This is a genomic window from Leminorella grimontii ATCC 33999 = DSM 5078, from assembly GCF_000439085.1.
Lineage (GTDB): Bacteria > Pseudomonadota > Gammaproteobacteria > Enterobacterales > Enterobacteriaceae > Leminorella > Leminorella grimontii.
On sequence record NZ_AUUA01000002.1, the window covers coordinates 346,220 to 365,963 of the forward strand.

At 53.2% G+C, this 19,744-nt stretch carries 18 protein-coding genes; 10 read left to right on the top strand and 8 right to left on the bottom strand.

Annotation, left to right across the window (positions count from 1 at the left end; genetic code table 11):
* Positions 1–618: 618 nt before the first annotated feature.
* Together yihA and G544_RS20050 are read left to right on the top strand one after the other, a co-directional pair.
* The gene (gene yihA / locus G544_RS0106080; RefSeq protein ID WP_027273770.1) at positions 619–1,254 is read left to right on the top strand and encodes a ribosome biogenesis GTP-binding protein YihA/YsxC; all 636 of its coding nucleotides are present in this window, start codon (positions 619–621) and stop codon (positions 1,252–1,254) included.
* Complete coding sequence (locus tag G544_RS20050) at positions 1,251–1,772, top strand: hypothetical protein (protein WP_036023396.1); 522 nt, start codon at positions 1,251–1,253, stop codon at positions 1,770–1,772. The genes yihA and G544_RS20050 overlap by 4 nt, the downstream gene beginning before the upstream one ends.
* Positions 1,773–2,194: 422 nt before the next feature.
* On the opposite strand, the gene G544_RS20055 is transcribed toward G544_RS20050, so the two are convergent.
* The gene (locus tag G544_RS20055; protein ID WP_051155597.1) at positions 2,195–2,515 is read right to left on the bottom strand and encodes a DUF5862 family protein; all 321 of its coding nucleotides are present in this window, start codon (positions 2,513–2,515) and stop codon (positions 2,195–2,197) included.
* A gap of 346 nt (positions 2,516–2,861) precedes the next feature.
* Entirely contained in the window at positions 2,862–5,648 is a 2,787-nt protein-coding gene (gene polA, locus G544_RS20060; protein WP_036023398.1) for a DNA polymerase I, read from the bottom strand.
* Between the two features lie 690 nt (positions 5,649–6,338).
* Here polA and G544_RS0106105 point away from each other — a divergent pair.
* Entirely contained in the window at positions 6,339–7,244 is a 906-nt protein-coding gene (locus G544_RS0106105) for a 1-acylglycerol-3-phosphate O-acyltransferase, YihG family (RefSeq protein ID WP_027273771.1), read from the top strand.
* 42 nt (positions 7,245–7,286) lie between these two features.
* On the opposite strand, the gene G544_RS0106110 is transcribed toward G544_RS0106105, so the two are convergent.
* The 3 genes from G544_RS0106110 to glyQ form a co-directional block, all read right to left on the bottom strand.
* Positions 7,287–8,759, bottom strand: a complete 1,473-nt coding sequence (locus G544_RS0106110) for a DASS family sodium-coupled anion symporter (RefSeq protein WP_027273772.1) — start codon at positions 8,757–8,759, stop codon at positions 7,287–7,289.
* A 227-nt stretch (positions 8,760–8,986) separates the two neighbouring features.
* Positions 8,987–11,062, bottom strand: coding sequence for a glycine--tRNA ligase subunit beta (gene glyS / locus G544_RS0106115; protein ID WP_027273773.1), 2,076 nt, complete (start codon positions 11,060–11,062; stop codon positions 8,987–8,989).
* Positions 11,063–11,071: 9 nt separating this feature from the next.
* Positions 11,072–11,998: a glycine--tRNA ligase subunit alpha gene (gene glyQ, locus G544_RS0106120; RefSeq protein ID WP_027273774.1), complete on the bottom strand. Its 927-nt coding sequence runs from the start codon at positions 11,996–11,998 to the stop codon at positions 11,072–11,074.
* 174 nt (positions 11,999–12,172) lie between these two features.
* On the opposite strand from glyQ, the gene G544_RS0106125 reads away from it, so the two are divergent.
* The 4 genes from G544_RS0106125 to G544_RS0106140 all read left to right on the top strand — a co-directional run bounded on the left by G544_RS0106125 (position 12,173) and on the right by G544_RS0106140 (position 14,322).
* Positions 12,173–12,742 carry a DNA-3-methyladenine glycosylase I gene (locus tag G544_RS0106125; RefSeq protein WP_027273775.1) on the top strand — a complete coding sequence of 190 codons (570 nt, stop codon included), beginning with the start codon at positions 12,173–12,175 and terminating at the stop codon, positions 12,740–12,742.
* Positions 12,739–13,185 carry an N-acetyltransferase gene (locus tag G544_RS0106130; RefSeq protein WP_027273776.1) on the top strand — a complete coding sequence of 149 codons (447 nt, stop codon included), beginning with the start codon at positions 12,739–12,741 and terminating at the stop codon, positions 13,183–13,185. The genes G544_RS0106125 and G544_RS0106130 overlap by 4 nt, the downstream gene beginning before the upstream one ends.
* A gap of 188 nt (positions 13,186–13,373) precedes the next feature.
* The gene (locus tag G544_RS0106135; protein WP_027273777.1) at positions 13,374–13,646 is read left to right on the top strand and encodes a glycine zipper 2TM domain-containing protein; all 273 of its coding nucleotides are present in this window, start codon (positions 13,374–13,376) and stop codon (positions 13,644–13,646) included.
* A 16-nt stretch (positions 13,647–13,662) separates the two neighbouring features.
* Complete coding sequence (locus tag G544_RS0106140; protein ID WP_027273778.1) at positions 13,663–14,322, top strand: OmpA family lipoprotein; 660 nt, start codon at positions 13,663–13,665, stop codon at positions 14,320–14,322.
* 63 nt (positions 14,323–14,385) lie between these two features.
* Here G544_RS0106140 and G544_RS0106145 read toward each other — a convergent pair whose 3' ends face one another.
* Positions 14,386–14,808, bottom strand: a complete 423-nt coding sequence (locus G544_RS0106145; RefSeq protein WP_027273779.1) for a hypothetical protein — start codon at positions 14,806–14,808, stop codon at positions 14,386–14,388.
* A 190-nt stretch (positions 14,809–14,998) separates the two neighbouring features.
* On the opposite strand from G544_RS0106145, the gene ghrB reads away from it, so the two are divergent.
* Positions 14,999–15,973 carry a glyoxylate/hydroxypyruvate reductase GhrB gene (gene ghrB / locus G544_RS0106150; protein WP_027273780.1) on the top strand — a complete coding sequence of 325 codons (975 nt, stop codon included), beginning with the start codon at positions 14,999–15,001 and terminating at the stop codon, positions 15,971–15,973.
* A 277-nt stretch (positions 15,974–16,250) separates the two neighbouring features.
* A complete protein-coding gene (locus tag G544_RS0106160) occupies positions 16,251–17,501 on the top strand; it encodes a valine--pyruvate transaminase (protein WP_027273781.1) in 1,251 nt (416 codons plus the stop codon).
* 62 nt (positions 17,502–17,563) lie between these two features.
* On the opposite strand, the gene ibpB is transcribed toward G544_RS0106160, so the two are convergent.
* Both ibpB and ibpA read right to left on the bottom strand, forming a co-directional pair.
* Positions 17,564–18,004: a small heat shock chaperone IbpB gene (ibpB, locus tag G544_RS0106165; RefSeq protein WP_027273782.1), complete on the bottom strand. Its 441-nt coding sequence runs from the start codon at positions 18,002–18,004 to the stop codon at positions 17,564–17,566.
* Between the two features lie 85 nt (positions 18,005–18,089).
* On the bottom strand, positions 18,090–18,503 hold the full coding sequence (ibpA, locus tag G544_RS0106170; protein WP_027273783.1) for a small heat shock chaperone IbpA: 414 nt from the start codon (positions 18,501–18,503) through the stop codon (positions 18,090–18,092).
* Between the two features lie 315 nt (positions 18,504–18,818).
* Here ibpA and G544_RS20065 point away from each other — a divergent pair, with 315 nt between their 5' ends.
* Positions 18,819–19,178, top strand: a complete 360-nt coding sequence (locus G544_RS20065; RefSeq protein ID WP_036023402.1) for a YceK/YidQ family lipoprotein — start codon at positions 18,819–18,821, stop codon at positions 19,176–19,178.
* Positions 19,179–19,744: the final 566 nt, after the last annotated feature.

Below are 19,744 nucleotides of genomic sequence, written 5' to 3' on the forward strand. Positions count from 1 at the left end.
TAACTCTGTCGCCCTAATGCAATTGTCGTGCTCCATCCCTGTGAGTCAATTGACGTCCCGGTCTATCCTTTTGCTTTACTGCCCAATCCCTGGAAAATCGTCCCTTATCTCGTCCTGAAGAATAAAAGTCGTCCCTGGCGCTTTCCTTAGCCGTTCATCCTGAACTACGCTTGCGCGTTTCCCTTAATTTCCCTATTGCGCGTTATGCTATCCTGATAACGCTTTCCCACATCCTGTGGGTCATTCCCTTTTGCTCGTCGCATCGTCCTGATGCTTCCCTGAGCCGAAGCGCACGTCCTGTGAACTTCGTTCCTCGCGTTCCCTTGCTTGATGTGTAATTTACCCCTTTGCGCGCGCCGAACAAGGTAGCCAGAGCGTGTAATCCGAGCCAATTTTTACCTGTCAAAATTAACACGCTGAAAATAAAGATATTCATCTCAAAACGAAGATAAAAAAGACGATATTGCCCTACGCGGCAATGGCAAATGTCTCACACGCTCACGGTGGCAATTCTCAGCCTTTCTGCTAGTGCCCAAGCCGCTCCGCAAGAAATTCCCCCTTTATGGCGGTAAATAAGTATAATTGCCGCCGAAACGATGACCGAAGGAGACGCACGCTTTGACGATAAAAAATCTTAACTACCAGCAGACGCATTTCGTCACCAGCGCGCCGGACATTCGGCATTTGCCGGAGGATATCGGCATTGAGATAGCCTTTGCCGGCCGCTCTAATGCGGGTAAGTCCAGCGCGCTGAATACGCTGACTAACCAAAAGAGCCTGGCGCGGACCAGTAAGACGCCGGGGCGAACCCAGCTGATAAACCTGTTTCGGGTGGAAGAAAACCTGCACCTGGTCGACCTGCCGGGCTACGGATATGCTGAGGTTCCAGAGGAAATGAAGCACAAATGGCAGCGCGCGCTGGGGGAATACCTGCAAAAGCGCGAATGCCTGAAGGGGCTGGTTGTTCTGATGGACATCCGCCATCCGCTAAAAGACCTAGACCAGCAGATGATCCAGTGGGCGGTCGACTCCGGCCTTCCCGTTATGCTGCTTTTAACCAAAGCCGACAAGCTGGCGCAGGGCGCCCGCAGAGCGCAGGTCAACATGGTGCGCGAAGCCATCCTGCCCTTTCAGGGCGACATTCAGGTGGAAGCCTTCTCTTCTTTGAAAAAGTTCGGCGTCGACAAGCTGCGCCAAAAGTTGGACGAATGGTTTAGCCTTACGGACGAAGCGCCCGCAGAAGAAGCTGAATGAGTGATATAAGGACGCGCTGGGACGAAAGCGACTTTGAACAGATGGGTTGGCACGACGTGCATATACATGCCGTCGTCCCCTACGCCGACGTTTTACAGCTGCGTTTGGATATCGATTACATTCTGGGGTGGATAACGCCGCCAACAAACGAGGAATGCTGTTTCCATTTTCAGCTTGTTCCCGCAACCATGATCTTCGATCTGGCCTCAGACGTTAAGTTAAATATTAACGCAGGCCCGCCGCATCTTTTTATTTACGAGCTTCATCAGTCAGCGCCAATCCCAGGAATATTTCCAGAAAGCCCCTGTTCCTATGATTACCGACTGGAGCTTGGAGGAGGCGACATCACATTTAACGCCAGCGGATTTCGCATGTACCTCCGCCAGCCGCCGCAGGTACATACCGGGCAACGGTTGGATTTACGCCAAAGAGGCGGCGTTTGCGTTGAAGTTCCGGAAGCTTACCGGGATGAAGACGAGAGAATATGGTACGAGGTTAAAAGCTGGTATCACAGTTAATAACTGAATCTCAAAGCGTTTTACGCCGTAAAGCTTCTACGTTTCATTTTGCAGATAAAAAAACGCCCCGTTCAAACGAACGGGGCGGCTAATATAGAGCCAATCCTATTACAGGGTTGAAAAATAGAACATCTTACCTCTGTACCCTACACCGGTTACTTTACTCCATTTGTTCACTCTGGAGAAGTTATTTTGTAGTAAAATTACAAAAAACACGCCCAACATCGTTAGATGCGTCACAAATTTGGCGGGCATCTATGTAATTTTTCTACAAAAACATTCATCTATCATGAAAAAAGATATAAAAAATCAATAGGGTATAGAAATGGTATTGGATGCACTATTAAAAAACACAGGCGCTAATAAGCGCCTGTGTTTAAATCGGGCTGAGTCAGTTAACAACGACCCGTTGGGAAGACCGATTATAGACCTTGTGAACGGACGCCAAACTTGTCGCGATAGTCAGCAATGTTGTCTTCGATGTCTTCACGACCTAATGCAAACCCGCCGACGGTACCATATACTAAGCCAACAATGCCACCAACGATAACGCCAGCCAGGCTACCGAAAAGTCCAAAGCCCAGTACGCCACCGCCAGCCCCGCCGCCGATTTGAGTACCTACGGCCATACCGGTAGCCATCGCATCACCAGCGCCGAACAACGCGCCTTCTACAGCGTCGCTGATGCTCTTAGCCCAGCCGCCGTTAACCATTTCCACTTCATTAGTATTAAGTTCACGCATGTGATTCTTTTCCCTTTAATGTACGAATTAATTAATCCGCCTTTATTATTTTTAATTGGAAATAGCTTAGTTTTTCCATTAAAAAATCAGGCATTGAGAGCCTATCAGCGCAAAATAATAAAGTTTAGCTCTTTTTATTTATTTTATTTCGATGATAATGAAGGCATAAGTAACAGCCTATCAAGATTAAGAATAATGAATTACAAAAATAAAAAACATTAGCTAATACTTATAGTTAACCTATCTTTATCGATATATTAAAGAAAAAAGACATTAATCCAATAAAAATCCCCGATATGCCTATCGGGGATTTAAATAAAAGAGTAGTCAATATATCAAAAGGCCGTTAATGCGCTTCGTCCCAATTGATACCGCTGCCTACGTCCACCTTCAGCGGAATTTTTAACGTAACGCACTGCTCCATGATGTTACGCACCTTCTCACCGCATTCGGCAAGCTCCGCTTCATGAACTTCAAACACCAGTTCATCGTGTACCTGCATGATCATTTTGACTCGCAGCGCTTCTTCTCTAAGCCAACGGTCGACGTCAATCATCGCCGTTTTAATAATATCGGCCGCCGTCCCCTGCATCGGCGCGTTAATTGCCGCACGCTCGGCGCCCTTGCGGCGCATACCGTTGCTGGACTTGATGTCAGGCAGATACAGCCGACGGCCAAACAGGGTTTCAACGTAGCCCTGCTCCGACGCCTGCACGCGAGTGCGCTCCATGTAGGAGAGAACGCCAGGATAGCGCTCAAAGTAGAGATCCATATAGCGCTGCGCTTCACCGCGAGGGATCCCCAACTGGCGCGCCAAGCCAAAGGCGCTCATACCGTAAATCAGGCCAAAGTTTATCGCCTTGGCGCTGCGGCGCTGTTCTCCCGTCACCTGTTCAAGCGGGGTGCCGAACACTTCGGACGCCGTCGCGCGGTGAATGTCCTTCCCCTGTGCGAATGCGTCCAGCAGCCCCTTATCGTCGGAAAGGTGCGCCATAATGCGCAGCTCAATCTGCGAATAGTCGGCCGCCATAATGCGATAGCCTTCCGGCGCAATAAAGGCTTGGCGAATGCGTCGCCCTTCTTCATTGCGAACCGGAATATTCTGCAGGTTAGGATCGCTGGACGACAGGCGACCGGTTGCCGTCACCGCCTGGTGAAACGAGGTATGCACGCGCCCGGAGACCGGGTTAATCATCTGCGGCAGCTTGTCAGTATAGGTCGACTTCAGCTTGGCCAAACCGCGGTGTTCCAAAATCACCTTCGGCAGCGGGTAGTCGAGAGCCAGCTCGGCCAGCACCTCTTCGTTGGTTGAAGGCGCGCCGCCCGGGGTTTTCTTTAACACCGGCAGCTTTTGCTTTTCATAAAAAATCGCCTGAAGCTGCTTGGTGGACGACAGGTTAAACGGCTCGCCCGCCAGCTCGTGCGCCTCGACCTCAAGCGCCGCAAGGCGCTCCGCCAGCTCGACGGAGTGCTGGTTTAAAATGCCGCTGTCAATCAGCACGCCCGTTCGCTCCATGTGCGACAGTACCGGCACCAGCGGCATCTCAATATCGCAGAATACTTTCTTAAGCCCCGGTTCCGCCTCAAGCTTAGGCCACATGGCCTGATGCAGGCAAAGCGTGACGTCAGCGTCTTCCGCCGCGTAGACGCCCGCGTCTTCAAGCGCCAGTTGGTTAAAGGTCAGCTGATTTTTGCCCTTCCCCGCGATTTCCTCAAAGCTGATGGTTTTATGGCCCAGATAGCGATCGGCCAGGCTGTCCATATCATGGCGACCGGCGACGCTGTCGAGCACGTAGGACTCCAGCATAGTGTCAAACGCAATGCCTTTGAGTTCGATGCCGTAGCGCGCCAGCATGCTTTGGTCAAACTTCAGGTTCTGGCCAATCTTTCTAATAGAGGCGTCTTCAAGCCACGGCTTGAGCGCATTGAGCACTTCGTCGCACTGAAGCTGCTCCGGCGCGCCAATGTAGTCATGGCCAAAGGGAACGTATACCCCCTTACCGCGCTCGATGGCGAAGGAAACGCCGACCAGATTGGCGCTCATGTAGTCCAGCCCATCGGTTTCCGTATCAAAAGCGACGTTGTCCGCCTTGGCGAGCAGGGCAAGCCAGTGGTCAAAACGCGCCTTGTCCAGAACCGTTTCATAGCCGTCGCGCGCAAGGCTAACGCTCGCAGGCGCCTTTTCGACCGGCGCCGACTGGTAGGAGGTTGGCGCGCTTTTGCCGTTTTTCGCTCCCGCGCTCACCGTTCCGGTGGTTTCAAGCTCCGTCAGCCAGCGTTTGAATTCGTAGCGGGCAAACAGATCGCGAAGCTGATCCACATCCGGTTCGCCCAGCGTGAGGGCGTCTTCCGTCACGTCCAGCTCTACGTCCGTCTTAATCGTCGCCAGCTGATAGGAGAGATAGGCAGCGTCTTTATGCTGTTCCAGCTTCGCCGCCATCGTTTTAGCCCCGCGAAAGCTCAGCTCGGCGATTTTATCCAGCTGGTCATAAATGCTGCTGATACTGCCGATTCCCTGCAACAGAGCCTGAGCGGTCTTTTCACCAACGCCGGGAACGCCGGGGATGTTGTCCGACGAGTCGCCCATCAGCGCCAGGAAGTCGATAATCAGCTCCGGCGGCACGCCGTATTTGTCGCAGACTTCCTGCGGACCAAGCAGGGTATTGTTCATGGTGTTAATCAGCGTAATCTGGGGCGTCACCAACTGGGCCATATCCTTATCGCCGGTGCTTATCAGTACGTCGCGCCCCTTTGCCGCCGCGGCCTTCGCCAGCGTACCGATAACGTCGTCCGCCTCAACGCCCGGCACAACCAACAGCGGGAACCCCATCGCCCGCACCATTTGGTGCAGCGGCTCTATCTGGGCGCGCAGATCATCAGGCATCGGCGGGCGGTGGGACTTATATTCGGCAAACAGCTCGTCACGAAACGTTTTACCCTTCGCGTCAAACACCACGGCAATATGGCTAGGGCTGCTTTGGGCCACCAGGCTGCGCAGCATATTCATTACGCCATACATGGCGCCGGTGGGCTCTCCATGGCGGTTAGTCAACGGCGGAAAGGCGTGAAACGCCCGGTAGAGATAGGAAGAACCGTCAACGAGGACAAACGAATTTTCTGCTATTTTAGCCATGGTATTTATTCTTCGCGGTTGGAGTCGTGAATGAGGTTGGCGATATGAGTCCATTATACACAGCGCTGACGCAGGACCAAAAAACCTTGCCCAATACGGAACATATCGCACGCGACAATAGGCTGCCTAAGCGCGCTGCAACCAATGGCGGGAAGTAGAGATAAAATGCCCGGTGGAAAACGTCAAAAAAGCGTCATAAAAAGACGCATGCCTGTGGATAAGTCTGTGACTAAAATTAAGTTAATCTGATACAGCAATGTCAAATTAGCTTTATGTGAAAATTAATTAACGTTGAATCATATAGATATAATTAACTTACTTATTTTTTTGCCATTAACAACACGATCTTCAACTGTGGATATTTGATTTACCAGTCATTCATATCTGTCAAGGGGGAGAGGTAGACTTCCTGACAATTTACTGAATAATCCCATCAACCGGCAGGATATCAGCGCGTTCATCTAAAACCACTCCTGAGTCCAAAAGATCGGGGCAACGTTTAGCGCTTTTAATAATAGTTCACGCTAACGCTTTCTGGGTTCCCTGCAAACGGCTTAATACCCCAACCTGTTGCATCAGGCTAAGATTGCAGCAAAAATTTATCATACTTTTCGCTTTCTGTTAGAATTAGCCCTAATTTAGCGCCTCGCCTATTTTCACATTTTTAACGACAACAATGAAAGCCACGACATGCCAAACCTGTTTGCTCCGTTTATATTTTTATACTCAACAGCGTTAACGATTATTTTTACCGCACTGTGTTCAGTGCCGATGGCCGTCGCCGGAGTTTTCAAACTTTTACTGCCTTTCCCTGCCGTTCACCGCGGCGTCAGCGCCTTTTGCAACGTAATGATGTACTGCTGGTGCCTCTCTTTAGCCTTTATTCTTAAAACAAATGGACGTATAGAGTGGGACATCGAAGGTACGGAAAATCTGAGCAAAGACAGCTGGTATCTGCTTATCAGCAACCATAAAAGCTGGACGGACATCGTAGTGCTCTGCGTCGCCCTGCGCGATCGCATTCCCATGCACAAATACTTTCTTAAGCAGCAGCTGGCCTGGGTGCCATTCATCGGCCTGGCGTGCTGGGCGATGGACATGCCGTTTATGCGCAGATATTCCCGCGCCTATCTGCTAAAGCATCCGGAAAAGCGAGGTAAGGATATTGAGACCACCCGCCGCTCCTGCGAAAAGTTTCGCCATACTCCGACCACCATCGTTAACTTTGTAGAGGGTTCTCGCTTTACGGAACAAAAGAGGCTGGAAAACAATTCCCCCTATGAAAACCTGCTACCCCCGAAGTCGGCGGGCATCGCGCTGGCGCTTAACGTGCTGGGTTCGCAGTTCGACAGAATTCTCAACGTCACGCTGTTCTATCCTGATAATCAGAAAAAGCCGTTTATCGACCTGCTCTGCGGCCAGATGAAGCGCGTCGTTATGCGTATTGAAACCCTGCCGGTAGATGACAGCATTCGCGGCGACTATCTGAACGACAAAGCCTACAAGCGCCAGTTTCAACTGTGGCTGCACGAAACCTGGCAGCGTAAGGACGAGCAGCTTAACGAGCTAAAGGCGTCGTTTAGCGACCGCCCTTAATGAAAAAGCCGCTTAACGCGGCTTTTTACCCTTTCGCAGCAGTTACCAGTAGCCCAGCCACTTCCACCACGCGCCGCCGACAACCGCCCAGATGGTCAGGTTGACCACGCTGAGAATAAAGCCGACCTTCCACCATTCAGAAAGCGTTGCGTAGCCAGAGCCAAAGATAATAGGCGCCGTGCCCGTACCGTAGTGGGTTAGCGACATCATCAGCGAGGAGGCGAACGCCAGCATCAGCCCAAGAAGAGCCGGCGGCGCGCCCAACGCGAGCCCGGCGGCGAAAAACGCGGCGAACATGGCGGTAATGTGCGCCGTCGTACTGGCAAAGAAGTAATGCGAGTAGACATAGACCAGTATCAGCAAAAGCGTTCCGCCAATCCAACCGATGCCGAGGCTGCCTATTGCGGCGCCGACGGATTGAGAAAGCCAGCTGATAAGCCCCAGCTTACCCAAAAACGTCGCCATCATGACCAGCGCGGCAAACCAGGTTATCGTATCCCACGCGCCCTTATGCTTGAGTATGTCTTCCCAGCTCAGTACGCCGGTCATCAGCAAAACTGCCAGGCCAATGAACGCCGCCGTAGTCGGGTTAACTGCCCACGAGTCGCCGAAGAAAAAGACGGGAATACCGGCCCACAGAGCCAGCAGCAGAGCGAAAACCGCCAGCGTTATCTTTTCTGACAGCGATATTGGCCCAAGCTCCCGCAGCTTCTCTTTGGCAAATACCGGCGCGTTCGGCGTGCTTTTAATTTCTGGTGGATAAATCCAGTAGATCACCAACGGCACGACGAGCAGCGAAACGATGGCCGGCGCTATCGCCGCAATAGCCCACATGCCCCAGGTCAGCTCAATACTGGGATCGGTGCCTTTGATAATCAGCGCCACGATAAGCGGGTTCGGCGCGGTCGCGGTGATAAACATCGCCGACGTAATCGGGTTGATGTTGTAGTTGACCAAAGAAAGATAGCGACCGATTTTTTCCGTAGAGCCCGGCTCAGGCTTGGAGTTAAAGCTATCGGCGATGGAGCGCATGATAGGGTGAATGATGCCCCCGCCGCGCGCGGTGTTGCTGGGCGTCACCGGCGCCAGCGTCGTCTCGGCGATGGCTAACGCGTACGCAATTCCCAGCGTCTTTTTACCGAACAGTGAAATGAAATAGTAGCCGATGCGCGCCCCCAGACCGGTTTTACTCAGGCTCAAGGAGACCATCATCGAAATGCCGATAAGCCAAATAAGCTGATTGGAAAAGCCGCTCAGCGCGTCGTTAAGCGCCGCGCCCGGCTTGCCTGGATTGGTGACCCCCGTTAACGCCACCAGCGCAATGGCGATAATAGAAAGCGCGCCTATCGGCATGGCTTTGCCGATAATAGCCACAATCGTGCCGACAAACAGCGCTAAAAGCTGCCAGGCATTGGGCGTCACGCCCTCAGGGACAGGAATAACAAACCAGATAAGGAGCGTAACGGCGATTGCAATCAGGGATGGAACTGGCTTTAGTGGCGTCATTTTTTCCATAAATAATCCCACTCTGATAAACAGGAAATAGTGAAAAAGAAAGCGGAAATAGAGATAAGCCCGCTTGGCGAAAAATGAAAAGCTGCCCATAAGGCTGCTGATGAAATAATATCCTTTTAATTAATTTTAGGTAGAAATATTGTTAAAAAATGTCGTAGCGGTTACAAAAAATGACGCCACCGAACCATAAATATCAGTAAATTATGGTTCAGCGGCGTAGGGCAGGATTAGGCTTTACTCAGTACAGAGATATCGGCCACTTTCAAGAACAGCTCGCGCAGCTTGCTGAGCATGGTCAAGCGATTAACCCGCAGGCTTTCATCCTCGGCCATCACCATGACGTTATCAAAGAAGGCGTCGACGAACTCGCGCAGCTCCGCCAGCTCGACCAGCGCTTCCTGATAGCGCCCTTCCTCAAACAGCGGTTCCAGCTTGTCGCGCATGACGGCAAGGTGCGCCGCCAGATGCACTTCCGCCGGCTCCTTCAAAAGCGCCGCGTTGGTTCTTTCGTGCAGCGTATCCGTCGACTTGGACAGAATGTTGGAGACGCGCTTGTTGGCCTCCGCCAGAGAGGTCGCGGCATCCAAGGTACGGAAGTGGGACACCGCCTTCACGCGGGCGTCGAAGTCTGCCGGGCGGGTAGGACGACGCGCCAGAACGGCGAGAATAACGTCCGTCGTGTAGCCCTCATCCTGATACCAGGCGCGGAAGCGGCCCAGCATGAACTCCACCACGTCGTCGACCGTATTGCCGTTGGTCAGCTTGCCGCCGTACAGGCGAACGGCCTCTGCGGTCAGGGTAGCCAAATCCAGCGGCAGGGACTTCTCGACGATAATGCGAAGCACGCCCAGCGCGGCGCGGCGCAGCGCAAACGGATCTTTATCCCCTTTCGGATGCTGGCCAATGCCGAAAATGCCCGCCAGCGTATCCATCTTGTCGGCGATGGCAACACAGCAGGCCACCAGCGAATCCGGCAGGCTATCGCCGGCGAAGCGCGGCATGTACTGCTCGTTTAGCGCCTGCGCCACCTCTTCGTCTTCACCGTCAAAGCGCGCGTAGTGCATGCCCATCACACCCTGCGTATCGGTGAACTCGAACACCATGTTGGTCATCAGGTCGCACTTGGACAGCAGGCCCGCGCGGGTCGCTTTATTCACGTCGGCGCCAATCTGCTCGGCTACCCAGCCGGCCAGCGCCTGAATGCGATCGGTTTTGTCGCGCAGCGTGCCCAGCTGCTGTTGGAACAACACGGTTTCAAGACGCGGCAGGCGGTCTTCCAAGCGATGCTTGCGGTCGGTATTAAAGAAGAACTCGGCGTCCGCCAGGCGCGGGCGTACGACCTTCTCGTTACCGGAAATAATTTGCTGCGGATCTTTGGACTCAATGTTGCTGACGAAGATAAAGTTCGGCATCAGGCGTCCCTGCGCGTCATACACCGGGAAGTACTTCTGGTCGCCCTTCATGGTGTGCACCAGCGCTTCCGACGGCACGGCCAGGAACTTTTCTTCAAACTTGGCCGTCAGCACCACCGGCCACTCAACCAGGGAGGTCACCTCTTCCAGCAGGCTGTCGCTGATGTCGGCGATGCCGCCAAGCTTAAGCGCGGCCGCTTCGGCATCGCGCTTGATAAGAAGCTTGCGGGTATCGTAATCGGCAATGACCTTACCGCGTTCTTTTAATACCTGCGGATACTGCTCGGCGCTTTCCAGCGTAATTTCCGGCTCGCCCATAAAGCGGTGGCCGCGAATAACTCGGGAAGACTCAATGCCGAGAACGGAACCGGCAATCAGTTCGCTGCCGTAGAGCATCGTTACGGTATGCACCGGGCGGATAAACTGAGTTTCTTTATCGCCCCAGCGCATCGGCTTGGGGATAGGCAGCTTAGCCAGCGCCTGTGCGACAAGCCCGGCCAGCATGTCCTGCACCGGTTGCCCTTTAACCTGAGCGCGATACAGCAGCCATTCGCCCTTGTCGGTCGTCAGGCGTTCGGCCTGATCTACGGTAATTCCACAGCCGCGGGCCCAGCCCTCGGCGGCCTTGCTCGGCTTACCGTCGGCGTCAAACGCCTGCGCAACGGCGGGACCGCGCTTTTCTACTTCACGATCGGGCTGCGATGCGCTGAGCCCGGCTACTTTTAGCGCCAGCCGACGCGGCGCGGCGAACCACTCTACTGCGCCGTGAGCCAGAGAGGCCGCGTCCAGCTCGGCGGTAAAGTTAGCGGCAAATGATTCGGCAAGAGAGCGAAGCGCTTTCGGTGGCAACTCTTCCGTGCCGATTTCCACAAGGAAAGTCTGTTGAGTCATGGCGTTCTCTTAAACCTTTTTCTTATCTGATGAAGAGTGACACATCGGGAAGCCCAGCGCCTCGCGAGACGCATAGTAGGCTTCGGCGACCGACTTGGTCAGCGTGCGAATGCGCAGAATGTAGCGCTGGCGCTCCGTAACGGAGATGGCCTTGCGCGCGTCCAGCAGGTTGAAGCTGTGCGCCGCTTTCAAAATGCGCTCATAGGCAGGCAAAGGCAGCGGCGTTTCCAGCGCCAGCAGGCTTTGAGCTTCCTTTTCATACTGCTCAAAGCAGCTGAACAGGAAGTCGGTGTCCGCATACTCAAAGTTGTAGGTCGACTGCTCTACTTCGTTCTGATGGTAGATATCGCCATAGGTCGTTCTGCCGAACGGACCGTCGCTCCAAACCAGATCGTAGACGCTGTCGACGCCCTGAATGTACATCGCCAGACGCTCCAACCCGTAGGTGATCTCGCCGGTCACCGGCTTACACTCCAGGCCGCCGACCTGCTGGAAGTAGGTAAACTGCGTAACTTCCATGCCGTTGAGCCATACTTCCCAGCCGAGGCCCCAGGCGCCCAGCGTCGGGTTTTCCCAGTTGTCTTCAACGAATCGAATATCGTGCACGGTCGGATCCAGCCCCAGCTCCTTCAGCGAGCCCAGATAGAGCTCCTGAATGTTGTCCGGAGAAGGCTTGATGATCACCTGAAACTGATAGTAGTGCTGCAGGCGGTTGGGGTTCTCGCCGTAGCGCCCGTCGGTAGGACGACGCGATGGCTGAACGTAAGCGGCAGCGATCGGCTCTGGGCCAAGCGCCCGCAGGCAGGTTATTGGGTGAGACGTACCGGCGCCCACTTCCATATCAAGTGGTTGAACGATGGTACAGCCCTGACGCGACCAATAATCCTGTAGCGTAAGGATTAATCCCTGAAAGGTTTTAGTATCAAACTTCTGCATGTTGGATCCGCGCACGATAGAATGGGGTTAAATTAGTGTAGTTAATCAGTATAACCTATATAACCTATAGATTTCGAGCGGCAACGGGCAGGAGAAAGGCGATAAATAGCCATAAACAGAGGGCAAAATCTCAATTCTCGCGCCAAACGCAAACCAACGTCAGGAGAGAACGTTATGCAACGCTGTAGCTGGGTGAGCCAAGACCCGCTTTACATCGCCTATCACGATGAAGAGTGGGGCGTCCCCGTCTTTGACGGTCAGAAACTGTTTGAAAAGCTGTGCCTTGAGGGGCAACAGGCCGGGCTATCCTGGATAACGGTGTTAAAAAAGCGCGAAGCCTATCGCCAGTGCTTTCATCAGTTTGCGCCGGAAAAAGTGGCCGCCATGACCGATGCCGACGTTGAACGCCTGCTGCAAAACCCGGGCCTTATTCGCCACCGCGGCAAGCTTCAAGCCATTATCAACAACGCCAAAGCCTATCTGGCGATGCGCGAGAATGGTGAAGACTTCGCTGACTTTATCTGGTCGTTCGTCAACCATGCGCCGGTTATTAACCACTATTCATTAAAGGACGTCGCGGGGCTGCCGGCCTCAACGCCGACCTCCGACGCCATGGCCAAAGCCCTGAAAAAGCGCGGCTTCAAGTTTGTAGGCACCACTATCTGCTACGCTTACATGCAGTCGATGGGGCTTATCAACGATCATATGATTGAGTGTTTTTGCCACCCGGAACACGGGGCATGATCCGACCGTTTCAGGCGGACAGGCTGGACGCGCTGATGTCTCTATGGCTGACAACCACCATAGAGGCTCACCCGTTTGTCGATAAATCGTATTGGCTGGAGAGCGAAGCGCTGGTGCGCGACGTCTATCTGCCCGACGCTGAGACCTGGATTGCTGAAAAAGACGGCGCGCTGCTGGGCTTTATCAGCATTATGAAGCGGCAGTTTATCGGTGCGCTGTTCGTTACCCGCGCGGCGCAAGGCTACGGCGTCGGCAGCGCGTTGATTGAAAAGGCGAAGACGCTTTATCCCATACTGCTGTTAGAAGTGTATAAAGAGAACGCCAACGCCGTCGGCTTTTATCTAAAACACGGATTTAACGCCGTAGCCGAACAGCCCCATCCGGAAACGGGCCAAACCACTTACGTCATGCGCTGGCACGCCACTCATCTATCTAAAAGATAACAAAAGAAGAACCTGTTACATTTTCTTCAATTTTTATAGAGATATGCTCAATACACTGAAAATAAACAGATATTCTTTGTTAAAGAAACGTCGCGCAAGTGAAAAGTTTGCGTAAAGAATCTTCCCTTTTGTTAGAATTGATCTTTAATCAATGTATCTAAACGCTGATTCTTGTTGAGGAACAGACCATGAAAACATTGATTGCAACCGTTGTGCTGGTCGCCGCATCCACGCTAACTTTAGCGGGTTGCACTAACCCTTATGGCGGCGGCAACCAGAATAACAATCAGGCGGCTAACGTCGGCGTAGGCGCTGGCGTTGGCGCCGTAGTCGGTGCGGGCGTAGGCGCGCTTTCTTCGTCGCATAAAGATTACAAGAAAGGCGCGCTTATCGGCGCGGCCGCTGGTGCTGCGGTAGGCGCAGCCTCAGGCGCTATTCTGGGCAGTAGCTCAAATCAGTAATTCGTAAGGAATGAACATGAAAAAATCGACAATCGCGCTTGCCGCACTGCTGAGCGGCACGTTGGTTATCTCCGGATGTACCACCAATCCTTATACCGGTGAATCCCAGGCCGGTAAAGCCGGCATCGGCGCAGGCATCGGCGCGGCCGTGGGCGCCGGCGTAGGCGCGCTTTCCTCCTCGAAGAAAGATCGCGGCAAGGGCGCCCTTATCGGCGCAGCCGCCGGCGCGCTGCTGGGCGGAGGCGCGGGTTACTATATGGACGTGCAGGAAGCCAAACTGCGTGAAAAGATGGCCGGAACCGGCGTTAGCGTCACGCGTAACGGCGACCAGATTATCCTGAACATGCCTGATAACGTCACCTTCGATACCGGCAGCAGCTCTCTGAAGCCAGCTGGAGCCAATACGCTGGTTGGCGTCGCGATGGTGCTGAAAGAGTATGACAAAACCGCCGTTAACGTCGTTGGCCACACCGACAGCACCGGCTCGCGCGCGACCAACATGCGGCTTTCACAGCAGCGTGCCGACAGCGTCGCCAGCTCGTTGATTACTCAGGGCGTATCTGCCGGCCGTATCCGTACGGCAGGCGTCGGTCCGGATCAGCCGGTAGCCTCTAACAGTACCGAACAGGGCAAGGCACAAAACCGCCGCGTGACCATCACGCTCAGCCCGCTGTAATCACCGTTCGTTACACACTAGGCGCCGACAAACCTTTGTCGGCGTTTTTATTTCTTGCTGGGGCTATTCCTCATTTTCCTCATAGAGCCTGAGCATAAGCTCCCCGTCTTTGCCAAAGGCCGCCAGTTCGCCGTCGATATCCAGCCAACTCTGATATTTCCTGTTCTCAGGATCGTCCAGACAATATCCGCATCGCGTATAGACGCCTTTTAGATCAAAAACATCGTTCGCTGGCGTCTGTACCGAGAGCGTAAATTCAAACGCTACGCCCGTACGAACCAGAATCACATGTTTAGCATCTTCACCCTCGCGCCGTCCGCCCGTCAGCCACTGCGGCGTCGACGTCACCTGAAAAGACAGCAAGCGCGAACCGGCCACCGACTGGCACAGCAGTGACTCAACGTCAGCTCTGATTGCCGGGAAGGGCTCATCGGCCAACCATTTAAACATGTGCTCGGTGTCTAAAAGCGGGGAAAAATCGTCCATTGAGCGCTCCAAACCCTGTTTATAAAAGAGAACGACATCATTGCAGAAAAGCCATTAAAAGCTATCCTTTTTCATGGAATGCAGGCCGCATTGTGCTGAAAAAACAGTCATATTCTGCCCATTTTATATGCTATTGTTTATCGTTACGTTCCTACTCTGTTCTCTACGTTTTATTCCATGAGGAGACGTCATGAAACCCTCGATCGTCTGTTATAAAAAGCTGCCTGCCGAACTCAAACAAAAACTGGAAAAGCGCTTTAACGTTACCGCCTTTGACGCTATCAACGACGACAACTTTCCCGAATTCCTCGCATCGCTTGAGCACGCAGACGGGCTTATCGGCGCAGGGTTAACTATCGACAGAGACCTGCTGCAAAGAGCGCCCAGGCTGCGGGCCGTGTCCACCATTTCCGCCGGATACGACAACTTTGACGTTGAGGCGCTTACCGAGAGGCGCATCCCGCTGATGCACACCCCCGGTGCGCTGACCGACACGGTCGCGGACACCATTATGGCGCTGGTGCTGGCCTGCGGCAGGCGCATCGTCAACGTCGCTGAACGGGTAAAAGCGGGAGAGTGGAAAGGCAGCGTTGACGAAAGCTGGTTCGGCACCGACGTACATCATAAAACCATGGGCATTATCGGTTTGGGCAGAATAGGCACTGCGTTGGCGCAGCGCGCCCACTTCGGCTTTGATATGAAAATCATTTACCACACGCGCACCCGCAATGCCGAAGCGGAAGATCGGTTTAACGCCATCTATATGGATTTGGACAAGCTGATGTCGACCGCCGACTACGTGTGCCTGATCCTGCCGCTGTCGCCGCAGACCCATCATCTCATCAACGCCGAGAAGCTGGCGCTGATGAAGCCCGACGCCTATTTTATCAACGCCGGGCGCGGCCCCGTGGTCGACGAAAATGCGCTGATTGACGCCCTCTCGCAGGGGAAAATCGCCGGCGCCGGGCTGGACGTCTTCGAGCGAGAACCGCTGCCCACGGACTCTCCGCTGCTTTCCATGCCCAACGTCGTGGCCGTCCCCCACGTCGGCTCCGCCACCTTTGAGGCCCGCTACGCTATGGCGAAATCCGCCGTGGACAACCTGATCGCCGCCATGGCCGACAGTATCAGCGACAACTGCGTAAACCCACAGGTCATCCGCTAAGCCCTTTTGCGCCGCTTAACCAAACGCTTTTTGATACAGGTTAGGTTAAGCGGCACTTTTTCCTCCAGCACAAACGCAACGTTTTTTTCGCTCCTCATTCCCAATCGGTTTACGACCGGCGGATATCGCCGAAAATATCACCAAATAGAAAGACAAATGCAGCATTTACGCCAAGCGACGGCGGCACATCCCCTCTTGCGGCCCCGTTGCATCGGCCTTTGCCTATCGGTTATTGTTACCGGCTATGTTTTCTCACCCTGACTTTTAACGTATACCCATGACTTTTTCTTCTTTTGGCAATAAGTTCACCCGCTTTTCCGGCATTACCCAGTTAATGAGCGATCTGAATGACGGCTTGCGCACGCCCGGCGCGATTATGCTCGGCGGCGGCAACCCTGCGCAGATCCCCGCCATGCAAAGCTACTTTGAGACGCTTTGCGCCGATCTGCTAAAAGAAGGCAAACTGACCGAGTCACTGTGCAACTACGACGGCCCGCAGGGGAAAAACGCTTTTTTAACGGCCCTGGCCGAGCTGTTAAGCCAAACCCTAGGCTGGCCGATTGAGGCAAAAAATATCGCCTTAACCAACGGCAGCCAAAGCGCATTCTTCTACCTGTTTAACCTGTTTGCCGGGCATCGGCCGGACGGGCAGGTAAAAAAGGTGCTGTTCCCGATGGCGCCGGAGTACGTCGGCTATGCGGACGTCGGCCTTGAGGACGACCTGCTAGTCTCTTACAAGCCCACCATTGAGCTGCTGCCGGACGGCATGTTCAAATACCACGTCGACTTCGACCACCTTCAGGTTGGCGACGATATCGGCCTAATGTGCGTCTCGCGACCGACCAACCCGACCGGCAACGTGCTGACGGACGAAGAGCTTACCCGCCTCGACGCCATCGCTCGCCAAAAAGGGATCCCGCTCATCATCGATAACGCCTACGGCGTGCCTTTCCCCGGCATCATTTTCAGCCAGGCGACGCCCTTGTGGAACGCCAACACGATCCTGTGTATGAGCCTGTCCAAGCTTGGGTTGCCGGGCACGCGCTGCGGCATCGTTATCGCCAATGAAGAGATAATCACAGCCCTCGGCAACCTGAACGGCATTATCAGCCTGGCGCCGGGCAGCGTCGGCCCCGCGCTGGCGTTGGAAATGATTCAGCGCGGCGATTTGTTAAAGCTGTCGCAACAGGTTATCGGGCCGTTTTATCAGGCCAGAGTGAAACAAACGCTCGGCATCCTTCGCCGCTACCTGTCGCCGGAGCGCTGTCTCATCCACAAGCCGGAAGGCGCTATCTTTCTGTGGCTGTGGTTTAAAGACCTGCCGATTACCAGCCAAACGCTGTATGAACGCCTCAAGGCTCGCGGCGTGCTGATGGTGCCAGGTCAGCACTTCTTTCCCGGATTGGATAGGGCGTGGCCGCACACCCAGCAGTGCATGCGCATGAACTACGTTCCCGCTCCCGAGCTGATAGAAAAGGGCATCGCCATTCTGGCCGAAGAGATCGAGCGAGCTCACGCCGAAGGCTGATTTTGCTTAAAGAAAAGGCGAAGCCTTACGGCTTCGCCTTTTTTATTTCTGGACCGTCAGCGCTATTGCTGAACGTCGATCGCCGGCGTTTCTACCTTCGTGCCAATCGCTATCCGCTGCGCCTGCAGCGCTTCCGGCACCTGGCGCACGATATCAATGTGCAGCAGCCCCAGCTCAAACTTGGCTTCGGAAACGTGCATGTGGTCCGCCAGCGTGAAGCTCAGCTCAAACGCCTTGCAGGACAAGCCCTGATGGAGGTATTTAACCTCTTTTTCGACCTGCGTCGGATTGCCGCGAACGGTCAGGCGCTGGCCTTCCGCTTCGATTTCCAGATCGTCTTGTTTAAACCCGGCCAACGCGAGCGTAATGCGGTAGTGGTTATCGTCGCTTTTCTCAATATTGTACGGAGGGAAGTTCGAGTCGGCGCTTCCCTGCAGGGCGTTAGCCAATTTGTCAAAGCCGATCCACTGACGAAGTAAGGGTGATAAATCATAGTTACGCATGGTATTAACTCCTTCTTTGAAGCGAGTGAAGTTTGCCCCCGTTACGGCAGGCGATTAAATCTCTGCGGCTTTTGCCAAGCCTTAATTACTTAATGTCGATACGGCGCGGCTTGGAGGCCTCAGGAATAACGCGCGCCAGCTCGATATAGAGCAGGCCGTTTTCCAAATGGGCGCCTTCTACCTGAATATGCTCGGCCAGTTGGAATTTGCGCTCGAAGTTGCGCTCGGCGATCCCCTGATAGAGATAGGTCTTTTCCGGCTGCTGCCCCTGCTTTGCGCCGCGGACAATCAGCATGTTCGGTTGGGCGGTGATGTCCAGCTCGCTTTCGGCAAAGCCCGCAACCGCAATCGCAATGCGGTAGTGGTGCTCGTCGACCAGCTCGACGTTATAGGGAGGATAGCCGCCGTTGCCCTGATTTAATCCAGACTCAAGGGTGTTTAACAGCCGGTCGAAACCAATGGCGGAACGAAACAGCGGGGACAGGTCAAAGTTACGCATAGATACAAAGCCTCCTAACTCATCAGCGAGGTGATAATTCCCGTTCTCCACCATTGGACGAACGGTTTAAATAGCGGTTTACCCTCATTCGGCATAAACCTTCTCAGCTACACTTAATAAATGGGGACATCGGGACGCATTTCAATAGTGGACTTTGATTTTCTTCTCAGGCTGCGCCCCGCCTAATTAATGACGGCGGCGTAGCATTATGAGATATCGCTTATTCTCATTTTCTGAGATGAATGTTATAACTCTGTGTCTTCGAACTTCAGGGAACGAATTCGGCCTTAATAACCGATTTGTGGGTGGCAACGAATGGTGGTTAGCATAAAACGTACGCTATTGACGACTTTCGCCAGCGCAACGATGTTTTCACTGTCGGGCTGTTCCAGCATCATGGGCCACGTCGCGCCCTACGAAGGCTACTACCCCGGCGTCGAACACAACGTCAATGAGCTCCAGAACGATAACAGCGGCTGGCTGATGCGCTCGCTGGTGGCTCTCGACATGCCGTTTACCGCCGTTCTCGACACCGTACTGTTGCCCTACGATTACTACCGCTCCACCAACGGGCGAGAATCCTCCCGAAAAAAGGTGTCCGAATCAGACAAACAGAAGCGGGCCAGCGGGCAGATGAGGGATTCAGGGTATAAGAAGCCTGAGGCTAAGAAGTAGCGAAAGAAAAACGTCATAGCGCCTTTATCGGATAACAGAACTCGAAAGATAAAGAAAGTGGCTTCGTTTTCTCAAGACCGACCTTGGCAATCACCGGCTTTATAGCCTGTTTTTATTCTTAAGATCTTTCTTTTTGATATTTATCGGCCTCTAATCCATCCTATTTAACCTTCCAATTTATTGGACTGCTTTAGAGATGACAGTCCAATAATAGACATTTTTTATATTATGCCCAGTTTCAACAAATTCAATAACTAAGATAAATTATGGGATCAATAAGACTCATTTATGCATGCACATTGTCTTTTAGACTACTCTATTATTCAAAAGTAGCTACCAAAGTAATAGATACCATTAACATAAGAGAATTATAGTCAGAACAAGTAGTCTGCTAACACTTCCATAAAATCCAAAAAACAACAAAATAACAAGATGAATATAATCACACTCGCCTCATAAAATAGTAATTAAAATAAATGAATATATCAAACCACTTATTAGGTGAAATTAATTGATTAATTAAAATCAAGCAGTCAATTAGATCACACTCACAACAAAATGCGATA

Coding starts and splice junctions, on each gene's coding strand:
- G544_RS20050 (WP_036023396.1), top strand. CDS start 1,251: ATGAGTGATATAAGGACGCGCTGGGACGAAAGCGACTTTGAACAGATG.
- G544_RS20055 (WP_051155597.1), bottom strand. CDS start 2,515: ATGCGTGAACTTAATACTAATGAAGTGGAAATGGTTAACGGCGGCTGG.
- polA (WP_036023398.1), bottom strand. CDS start 5,648: ATGGCTAAAATAGCAGAAAATTCGTTTGTCCTCGTTGACGGTTCTTCC.
- G544_RS0106105 (WP_027273771.1), top strand. CDS start 6,339: ATGCCAAACCTGTTTGCTCCGTTTATATTTTTATACTCAACAGCGTTA.
- G544_RS0106110 (WP_027273772.1), bottom strand. CDS start 8,759: ATGGAAAAAATGACGCCACTAAAGCCAGTTCCATCCCTGATTGCAATC.
- glyS (WP_027273773.1), bottom strand. CDS start 11,062: ATGACTCAACAGACTTTCCTTGTGGAAATCGGCACGGAAGAGTTGCCA.
- glyQ (WP_027273774.1), bottom strand. CDS start 11,998: ATGCAGAAGTTTGATACTAAAACCTTTCAGGGATTAATCCTTACGCTA.
- G544_RS0106125 (WP_027273775.1), top strand. CDS start 12,173: ATGCAACGCTGTAGCTGGGTGAGCCAAGACCCGCTTTACATCGCCTAT.
- G544_RS0106130 (WP_027273776.1), top strand. CDS start 12,739: ATGATCCGACCGTTTCAGGCGGACAGGCTGGACGCGCTGATGTCTCTA.
- G544_RS0106135 (WP_027273777.1), top strand. CDS start 13,374: ATGAAAACATTGATTGCAACCGTTGTGCTGGTCGCCGCATCCACGCTA.
- G544_RS0106140 (WP_027273778.1), top strand. CDS start 13,663: ATGAAAAAATCGACAATCGCGCTTGCCGCACTGCTGAGCGGCACGTTG.
- G544_RS0106145 (WP_027273779.1), bottom strand. CDS start 14,808: ATGGACGATTTTTCCCCGCTTTTAGACACCGAGCACATGTTTAAATGG.
- ghrB (WP_027273780.1), top strand. CDS start 14,999: ATGAAACCCTCGATCGTCTGTTATAAAAAGCTGCCTGCCGAACTCAAA.
- G544_RS0106160 (WP_027273781.1), top strand. CDS start 16,251: ATGACTTTTTCTTCTTTTGGCAATAAGTTCACCCGCTTTTCCGGCATT.
- ibpB (WP_027273782.1), bottom strand. CDS start 18,004: ATGCGTAACTATGATTTATCACCCTTACTTCGTCAGTGGATCGGCTTT.
- ibpA (WP_027273783.1), bottom strand. CDS start 18,503: ATGCGTAACTTTGACCTGTCCCCGCTGTTTCGTTCCGCCATTGGTTTC.
- G544_RS20065 (WP_036023402.1), top strand. CDS start 18,819: ATGGTGGTTAGCATAAAACGTACGCTATTGACGACTTTCGCCAGCGCA.